Origin of the sequence: Jiangella anatolica, from assembly GCF_003236295.1 — a bacterium.
In the GTDB taxonomy this organism is placed as follows: Bacteria; Actinomycetota; Actinomycetes; order Jiangellales; family Jiangellaceae; genus Jiangella; species Jiangella anatolica.
This window is the reverse complement of sequence record NZ_POTW01000096.1, coordinates 20,118-27,496: the sequence shown is the minus strand read 5'-3', so window position 1 is coordinate 27,496 and position 7,379 is coordinate 20,118. Positions and strand designations below refer to the sequence as shown.

Genomic DNA, 7,379 nt, shown 5'->3' with positions numbered 1-7,379 from the left:
GGTGGAGACGACTGGGGCGGCGGCTTCGACGGCGGTGGCGACTGGGGCGGTGGCTTCGGTGGTGGTGACTTCGGCGGCGGGTTCGGCGGGGACTGACGGTAGCGTCTCGAACCGTGCCGACTCCTGAGTTCATCGTGGCCCTGCGCGAGCGCGTGGGCCACGACCTGCTGTGGCTGACCGGCGTGACGGCGGTCGTCGTCGACGGGGAGGGGCGGGTGTTGCTGCACCAGCGCTCCGACACCGGGCGATGGGCGCTGATCAGCGGCATCCTCGAACCCGGCGAGCAGCCGGCCGTCGCCGTCGTGCGGGAGGCGTGGGAGGAGACCGGCGTGCACGTCGAGGTGGAGCGGCTCAGCAGCGTCGTCACGGGCCCGCCCGCCGCTTACCCGAACGGCGACCGGGTCCAGTTCCTCGACCTCGCGTTCCGGTGCCGCCCGGTCGGCGGCGAAGCAAGGGTGAACGACGACGAGTCGCTGGCGGTCGCGTGGTTCGCGCCGGACGAGCTGCCGGAGCTCGACGACGACCAGCTGGAGCGGCTCACGCACGCCCTCAAGGACGAGCCGGCGCCGTACTTCGTCAGGTCTTAGCCCGCCCGAGCCGGTGGCTTCAGGTACTGGTGCCCAGTGGGGCTGTGCCAGCGGGTGGTGCCGTCGGGCTCCCGTCCGGGGCGCCAGCGGCCGTGGTGTTTGAGCAGGTGGTGCGTTTCGCACAGGGCGTGGAGGTTGGCCACGTCGGTGCCGCCGCCGGCGGCGAACGGGACCAGGTGGTCCAGGTCGCAGGAGCGCGCGGGCCGGTGACAGCCGGGTGCCCGGCAGGTGTGGTCGCGGGCGGTGATGAACTCGGCCAGCGCTGTGCTGGGACGGTACCGGGTGCGGCCGGCGTCGAGGAGCTGTCCGCTGCCGGGGTCGGTGGCCAGCCAGGACCAGACGCCCTCGGCGGCGAGGGCGCGGGCGACGTGGGCGGGGATGGGTCCGTACCCGTCGAGGTCGCCGGGCCGGTCGGTGAGCCCGGCCAGGGTGGCGAACGGGACGGTGACGTGCACGCTGACCGGCCGCCGCCGCGGTGCAGGTGCCCCGGCGGATCGCAGCGGCGTCCGGGGGCCGGCCTCCGGGGCACATCCGGCGTCCGCTGCATCGACGGTCACGGGCGCACCGCCCGGGCGAGCGGTCGCTGTCGCCGGGCCGGCGGCAGCGTCGGCGCAGACGGCGAGGGCGGCCCAGCCCAGCTCGGCCAGCGCGTCGGCGCGGTGCTGGGCCCGGGTCCGGGCCGGCGTCCCCGCGGCGGCGTCGGCCCGTTTGGCGTCCGCAGCCGCGGCGTTCAGCGCGGTGTCGAGGGCGGTGGCGGCCTCGGCCGGCAGCAGCGCCTCCAGAAATGCCATCCCGTCCGAGGCCGGTGTGACGGCGACGTAGCGGCGCTCGCAGGCGGCCCGGTGGCGTTCGGCGGTCTCGACCGGGGCGAGCTCGTGCAGCAGCCGGGTGATCAGTTTGCGCAGCGCCACCGAGTCCAGCTCGGGCGCGACCGGCAGCACCGCGCCCTCCACCCGGGCCCGTACCGCCGGGTCCTGCCCGCCGAGCTCGTCGGTGATCACGCGGGCGCGGCGCTCATCGATCATCCCGGCCGACAAGGCCGCGTGCGTATCGGGGAAATCCGCCACCAGCTGCACCGCGTGACCGACCTGGTTCTCCGCCTGCCGCACCGTGAGCCGGCACCGTCCGGCCACCTCCACCGCGGTGTTCGTCACCGGGCTCACCGACCGGCAACCCGGCAGCTCCGGGCGCAGCTCCGGCCGGGACGCGAGCGCGGCGAGCACCGCGGTCCGCCGAGCCGCGACCCACGCCGTCAGCCGCTCCACCGCCGCGGCGGCCTCGACCAGGTCGTACCCGGTGGCGGCGTGTGGGTCGAACCCGGCCACCACGGCGGCCAGTTCCGGCCCTGCCGGCGTCTCCGCAGCGTCGGCGGGCAACACCCCGGACGACCGCTCCGCGAACCCCGCCTCGATCTCCCGGCCGAGCACGTCCCAGTCCCACGCCGCCGGGTCGACCCCCGGCAACGTAGCAGACAGCGACGCTCTTTCGAACATGCGCCCAAGTCTACCCAGCCTCTACCGACAAGATCAACTCGACAGCGGCCCGGCGCCGGACGGGCGGGCTCAGTCGCGGCGGTGCAACTGCCGCGCCGCCTCGGCGACCGAGCCGGACAGTGACGGGTAGACGGTGAACGCGCGGGCCATCTGGTCGACGGTGAGCGACGCCTCGACGGCGAGCGAGATCGGGTGGATCAGCTCGCTGGCCCGCGGCGCGACGACCACGCCGCCGACGATGATCCCGGTCCCCGGCCGGCAGAAAAGCTTCACGAAACCGTCGCGGATCCCCTGCATCTTCGCCCGCGCGTTCGTGGCCAGCGGCAGCTTGACGGCGACGGCGTCGATGTCGCCCGCGTCGACGGCGGCCTGGGACCAGCCGACGGTGGCGATCTCGGGGTCGGTGAAGACGTTGGCGGCGACGGTCTTGAGGTCCAGCGGCGACACGGCGTCGCCGAGCGCGTGCCACATCGCCGTCCGCCCCTGCATCGCCGCCACCGACGCGAGCATGTTCACGCCGGTGACGTCGCCGGCCGCGTAGACGCCGCGGGCGGACGTGCGGGAGACGCGGTCGACCTTGACGAAGCCGCGCTCGTCCAGCGCGACGCCGCACTCGGGCAGGCCGAGGCCCTCGGTGTTCGGCACCGAGCCGACCGCCATCAGGCAGTGCGAGCCGCGCACCGTCCGCCCGTCGGTCAACGCGACCTCGACCTCGTCGGCGCCGGAGCGCCGCACCGAGGCCGCCCGCGACTTCGACAGCACGTTCAGCCCGCGCCGCGCGAACACCTCCTCCAGGACGTACGCGGCGTCGGCGTCCTCTCCCGGCAGAACGCGGTCGCGCGACGAGACGAGCGTGACGTCGGCGCCGAGGGCGTTGTAGGCGCTGGCGAACTCCGCACCCGTGACGCCGGAACCCACGACGACCAGGTGCGACGGCAGCTCGTCGAGGTCGTAGACCTGCTCCCAGGTGAGGATCCGCTCGCCGTCGGGCTCGGCCTCGGGCAGGATCCGCGGCCGCGCGCCGGTGGCCAGCAGCGCGACGTCGGCGACGAACTCGTGGGCGCCGTCGTCGACGACGATCCGGTCGCCGGGTGCCAGCCGCCCGGTGCCGCGCAGGATCTGCACGCCGGCCTTCTCGACGGCCGCCGTCGTGTCCGCGGACTGCGCCTTGGCCAGCGCGAGCACCCGCTGGTTGACCCGGCGCAGGTCGACGCCGACGGAATCGTGGCCGAGCTCGACACCCAGCTCCGCGGACTCGGCGGCGTCGCTGACGACCTCGGCGGTCGCGATCAGCGTCTTGCTGGGCACGCAGTCGGTGAGGACGGCCGAGCCGCCGACACCGTCGCGGTCGACCAGCGTGACCTCACCCCCGAGCTGCGCGGCCACCAGCGCCGCCTCGTAACCACCGGGTCCGCCGCCGAGAATCGCCACACGTGTCACCGGGCCATTGTCGCCTACGGCCGGACGCATGGCACGCTTGCTCCCGTGCCGACCACACCCGACCCCGACAGCGGCGACGCGACCGCCGGCGAGAGCGAGAGCGAGCCGGCGCCGACGAACTGGCGGCTGATCGGCCGGCTGGCCGCGATCACCGTCGTCGTCACGGGGATCGACCAGCTGACGAAGTGGTGGGCCGAATCCGAGCTCGCCGGCCGCGAGCCGATCGAGCTGGTCGGCGACCTGCTGCAGCTGCGGCTGCTCTACAACTCCGGCGCGGCGTTCTCGCTGGCGACCGGGATGACGTGGCTGCTCACGCTGATCGTCGTGATCGTGATCGCGGCAGTGATCCGGGCGTCGGCGAAGCTGGGCTCGACGGCGTGGGCGGTCGCGCTCGGCCTGCTGCTCGGCGGCGCGTTCGGCAACCTCATCGACCGGCTGTTCCGCGACCCCGGCTTTCCCGAGGGACACGTCGTCGACTTCATCGACTACGGCGGCCTGTTCGTCGGCAACGTCGCGGACATCGCCATCACCGCCGCGGCGGTGCTGATCGCGCTGCTGACCTGGCGCGGCGTCAGCATCGACGGGGTTCGCCGCGGCGCCGCGCCCACCACCGAGGCCTGACGCCGTTTCGCCGCGGATTCCCGTTCCGCCCGTTTGAGCGTTCCAACGCTTGGGAACGGGCACGGGCACACACTGTGCCCGCGAGGAGGCGGAACCGGATGAGGATGCCCACGAGGTTGCTGGTGGCCGGCGGCACGTTCGCCCTGATCATGGCGGCGTGCACGCCGAGTGGCGACGACGGCGACGGGGGCGGCGACGGAGCGAGCGGGGGTGGCGGCGAGCTGGTCTGGGCGATCGGGGGCGCCGAGGCGCAACCCGGCGGCGTCCACCAGCAGGTCGCGGAGCTGTGGAGCGAACAGAACCCGGACAACCCGATCCGGATCGAGCTGCTGCCGGAGGCGGCCGACCAGCAACGCGAGCAGCAGGCGCTGGAGCTGCAGTCCGAGGGCAGCACGTTCGACGTGCTCGGCATGGACGTCATCTGGACCGGCGAGTACGCCGAGAACGGCTGGCTGGAGAGCCTGGAGGACGTCCGCGGCGAGATCGAGGAGGTCTCCATCCCGGGCGCCTTCGAGTCCGCCACCTGGGGTGGCGAGCTGTGGGCGGCGCCGTACAACACCAACGCCGGGCTGCTGTACTACCGCACCGACCTGGTGGACACGCCGCCGACGACGTGGGACCAGCTGTGCCAGACGGCCGCGTCGGCCGGGGCCAGCGCCGGCGTCGGCGGGCTGATCGGTCAGGGCGCGCAGTACGAGGGCTTCGTCGTCAACTGGCTCGAGTACTACTGGAGCGCCGGCGGCGAGCTGTTCAACGACGACCAGAGCGAGGTCCTGTTCGACACCGAGATCGCGGCGCGGGCCACGCAGTTCATGGCCGACGCGATCGCCGACGGCTGCTACGCGCCCGGCTACAACACCGCGCAGGAGGAAGAGGCGCGCAACGAGTTCCAGCAGGGCGGCACCGTGTTCATGCGGAACTGGCCGTACGTGTACTCGCTGATCGAGGAGGACACCGCCAGCCCGGCGAACGGCAACTTCGCCATCGCGCCGCTGCCGACGTTCGAGGGCGAGGGCACCATCTCCGCGCTCGGCGGCTTCAACAACGCCGTCAGCGCGTTCTCCGACAACGCCGACGCCGCGCGCGACTTCGTCGTCTGGGCCGCGACGAACGAGGAGGTGCAGACCATGCTCGCCACCGAGAGCTCGGTGCCGCCGACCATGGCCTCGGTGTACGACGACCTCGCCGACGACCCGGTGATGAGCGTGCTCGGCCAGATCCTGCCCGACGCGAAGCCGCGGCCGCCGGCGCCGTCGTGGAACGAGATCAGCGTCGAGCTGCAGCGGGCGCTGTTCCCGGCGGTCAACGGGCAGGCGGACGTGGAGGAGGCGGTCGAGCAGGTGCGGACCGTCCTCGAGGACGCCATCGGCTAGGCGGCCGCGATGACGCAGAGAGGGTCCGGCCTCTCCGAGCGCGCCCTCGCCCGCGTGTTCGTCGCCCCGTCGCTGCTGCTGATGGCGCTGGTGGCGCTGTTCCCGGTGCTGTACGCAGTCGGGCTCAGCCTGTTCGAGTACAGCCGGCGCCGGCGCGAGAGCTTCGCCGGCCTTAGCAACTACACCGAGGCGCTGGGCGACGACCGGTTCTGGTCGGCGCTGTGGTTCACGCTGGTGTTCACCGTGACGTCGGTGGCGGCGGAGTTCGTCATCGGCCTGGGCTTCGCCTTGCTGATGAACCAGGCGTTCCGCGGCCGCGGGCTGACCCGGGCGGCGATCCTGATCCCGTGGGTGATCCCCACGGTGATCGCGGCGCAGATGTGGTTCTTCATGTTCAACGTGACGCCGGGGTTCATCAACAGCGTGTTCGGGCTGGGCGACTTCTCCTGGCTCGGCCAGCCCGGCTGGGCGACGTTCGCGATCGTCTTCGCCGACGTGTGGAAGACGGCGCCGTTCGTTGCGTTGCTGCTGCTCGCGGGGTTGCAGACGATCCCGTCGGAGCTGACGGAGAGCGCGCTGGTCGACGGCGCCGGGCGGTGGCAGCGGCTGTGGTACGTCACGCTGCCGCTGCTGCGTCCGGCGATCCTCGTCGCGCTGCTGTTCCGCACCGTCGACGCGCTGCGGGTGTACGACCTCGTCGCGGTGATGACCGGCGGCGCGTTCGACACCGAGTCGCTGTCGGTGCTGGTCCAGCAGTACGTCGTCCGCACGCCCGACCCGGGGTACGGCTCGGCGCTGTCGACGTTGACGTTCATCCTGATCCTCGGCATCGGGCTGGTGTTCGTCCGGCTGCTGGGCCGGGATCTCGCGATCGGACGAGGTGAGACCCGATGACCCGGCGACGGACGTGGCTGAAGGCGGCGCTGCTGCTGGTGATCCTGGCCTGGTGCCTGTTCCCGTTCCTGTGGCTGGTGATGACCAGCCTCAAGCTCGGCGACCGGGCGCTGAACAGCCCCGACCTGTTCCAGGGGCCGTTCGGCCTGGACAACTACCGCAACGTGTTCGAGCAGGACTTCCAGCTGAACCTGCGCAACTCGCTGGCCATTGCCGCGATGACGACGATCATCTGCGTCGTGGTCGGGTCGCTGGCCGCGTACGCGCTGGCCCGGCTGCCGCTGAAGCGGCGGCTGCTGTTGCTGACGGGCGTGCTGGCGGTCTCGCTGTTCCCGCCGGTCGCGCTGGTGCCGCCGCTGTACGAGGTGTGGCGGTCGATCGGGCTGCTGAACAAGTGGGAGGGCCTGTACCTGCCGTACACGGCGTTCGAGCTGCCGCTGACCATCTTCATCCTGACGACGTTCTACGCGGCGATCCCGAAGGAGCTGGAGGAGGCGGCCCGGGTCGACGGCGCGACGCCGTTCCAGGCGTTCTATAAGGTGGTGTTCCCGCTGGCGGCGCCCGGCGTGTTCGCCGCCGCGATCATCGTGTTCGTCGCCGCCTGGAACGAGTTCCTGCTGGCCAGCACGTTCGCACCGCGGAACCCGGAGATCGCGCAGACGGTGCCGGTCGCGATCGCCGCGTTCACCGGCCAGGTCGAGTTCCAGCGGCCGATCGGCACCATCACCGCCGCCTGCGTCGTCGTCGTGATCCCGATGGTCGTGGTGGCGCTCGCCTTCCAGCGCCGCATCGTCGCCGGGCTGACGGCGGGCAGTGTGAAGGGCTGACCGGGCGCCCGCCTGGCCTCTCGGGCATGGAGGCGAGGCGGGCGCGCACCGTCCGGCCCGGCGGCTTGGCACGCCGGCCGCGCCCCCTTGGCACGCCGGCGGCGACCTCGTGCGCCCGGAATGCACCCTTTGCGGAGCAGCCCG

General features: G+C 72.7%; 7 protein-coding genes. 5 read left to right on the top strand and 2 right to left on the bottom strand.

The genetic code is table 11. The features are described from left to right. The first annotated feature begins 113 nt into the window (after positions 1-113). A complete protein-coding gene (locus C1I92_RS27265) occupies positions 114-587 on the top strand; it encodes an NUDIX hydrolase (protein WP_111257784.1) in 474 nt (157 codons plus the stop codon). Here the strand turns inward: C1I92_RS27265 and C1I92_RS27260 are convergent. Together C1I92_RS27260 and C1I92_RS27255 are read right to left on the bottom strand one after the other, a co-directional pair. Next, positions 584-2,080 (bottom strand): HNH endonuclease signature motif containing protein, encoded by a 1,497-nt coding sequence (locus C1I92_RS27260; RefSeq protein WP_146605307.1) that lies wholly within the window; start codon positions 2,078-2,080, stop codon positions 584-586. The two genes, C1I92_RS27265 and C1I92_RS27260, sit on opposite strands and share 4 nt — an antisense overlap. Positions 2,081-2,149: 69 nt before the next feature. After that, the gene (locus C1I92_RS27255) at positions 2,150-3,550 is read right to left on the bottom strand and encodes an NAD(P)H-quinone dehydrogenase (protein ID WP_111257782.1); all 1,401 of its coding nucleotides are present in this window, start codon (positions 3,548-3,550) and stop codon (positions 2,150-2,152) included. Between the two features lie 15 nt (positions 3,551-3,565). Here C1I92_RS27255 and lspA point away from each other — a divergent pair, with 15 nt between their 5' ends. From lspA to C1I92_RS27235, 4 genes are all read left to right on the top strand, one after another. Next, positions 3,566-4,141, top strand: coding sequence for a signal peptidase II (gene lspA, locus C1I92_RS27250; protein WP_111257781.1), 576 nt, complete (start codon positions 3,566-3,568; stop codon positions 4,139-4,141). Positions 4,142-4,239: 98 nt separating this feature from the next. Then, positions 4,240-5,514: an ABC transporter substrate-binding protein gene (locus C1I92_RS27245; protein WP_111257780.1), complete on the top strand. Its 1,275-nt coding sequence runs from the start codon at positions 4,240-4,242 to the stop codon at positions 5,512-5,514. A 9-nt stretch (positions 5,515-5,523) separates the two neighbouring features. Continuing rightward, positions 5,524-6,408 carry a carbohydrate ABC transporter permease gene (locus C1I92_RS27240; protein ID WP_111257779.1) on the top strand — a complete coding sequence of 295 codons (885 nt, stop codon included), beginning with the start codon at positions 5,524-5,526 and terminating at the stop codon, positions 6,406-6,408. Continuing rightward, the gene (locus C1I92_RS27235) at positions 6,405-7,235 is read left to right on the top strand and encodes a carbohydrate ABC transporter permease (protein ID WP_111257778.1); all 831 of its coding nucleotides are present in this window, start codon (positions 6,405-6,407) and stop codon (positions 7,233-7,235) included. Before C1I92_RS27240 ends, C1I92_RS27235 begins: the two co-directional genes overlap by 4 nt. Positions 7,236-7,379 lie beyond the last annotated feature (144 nt).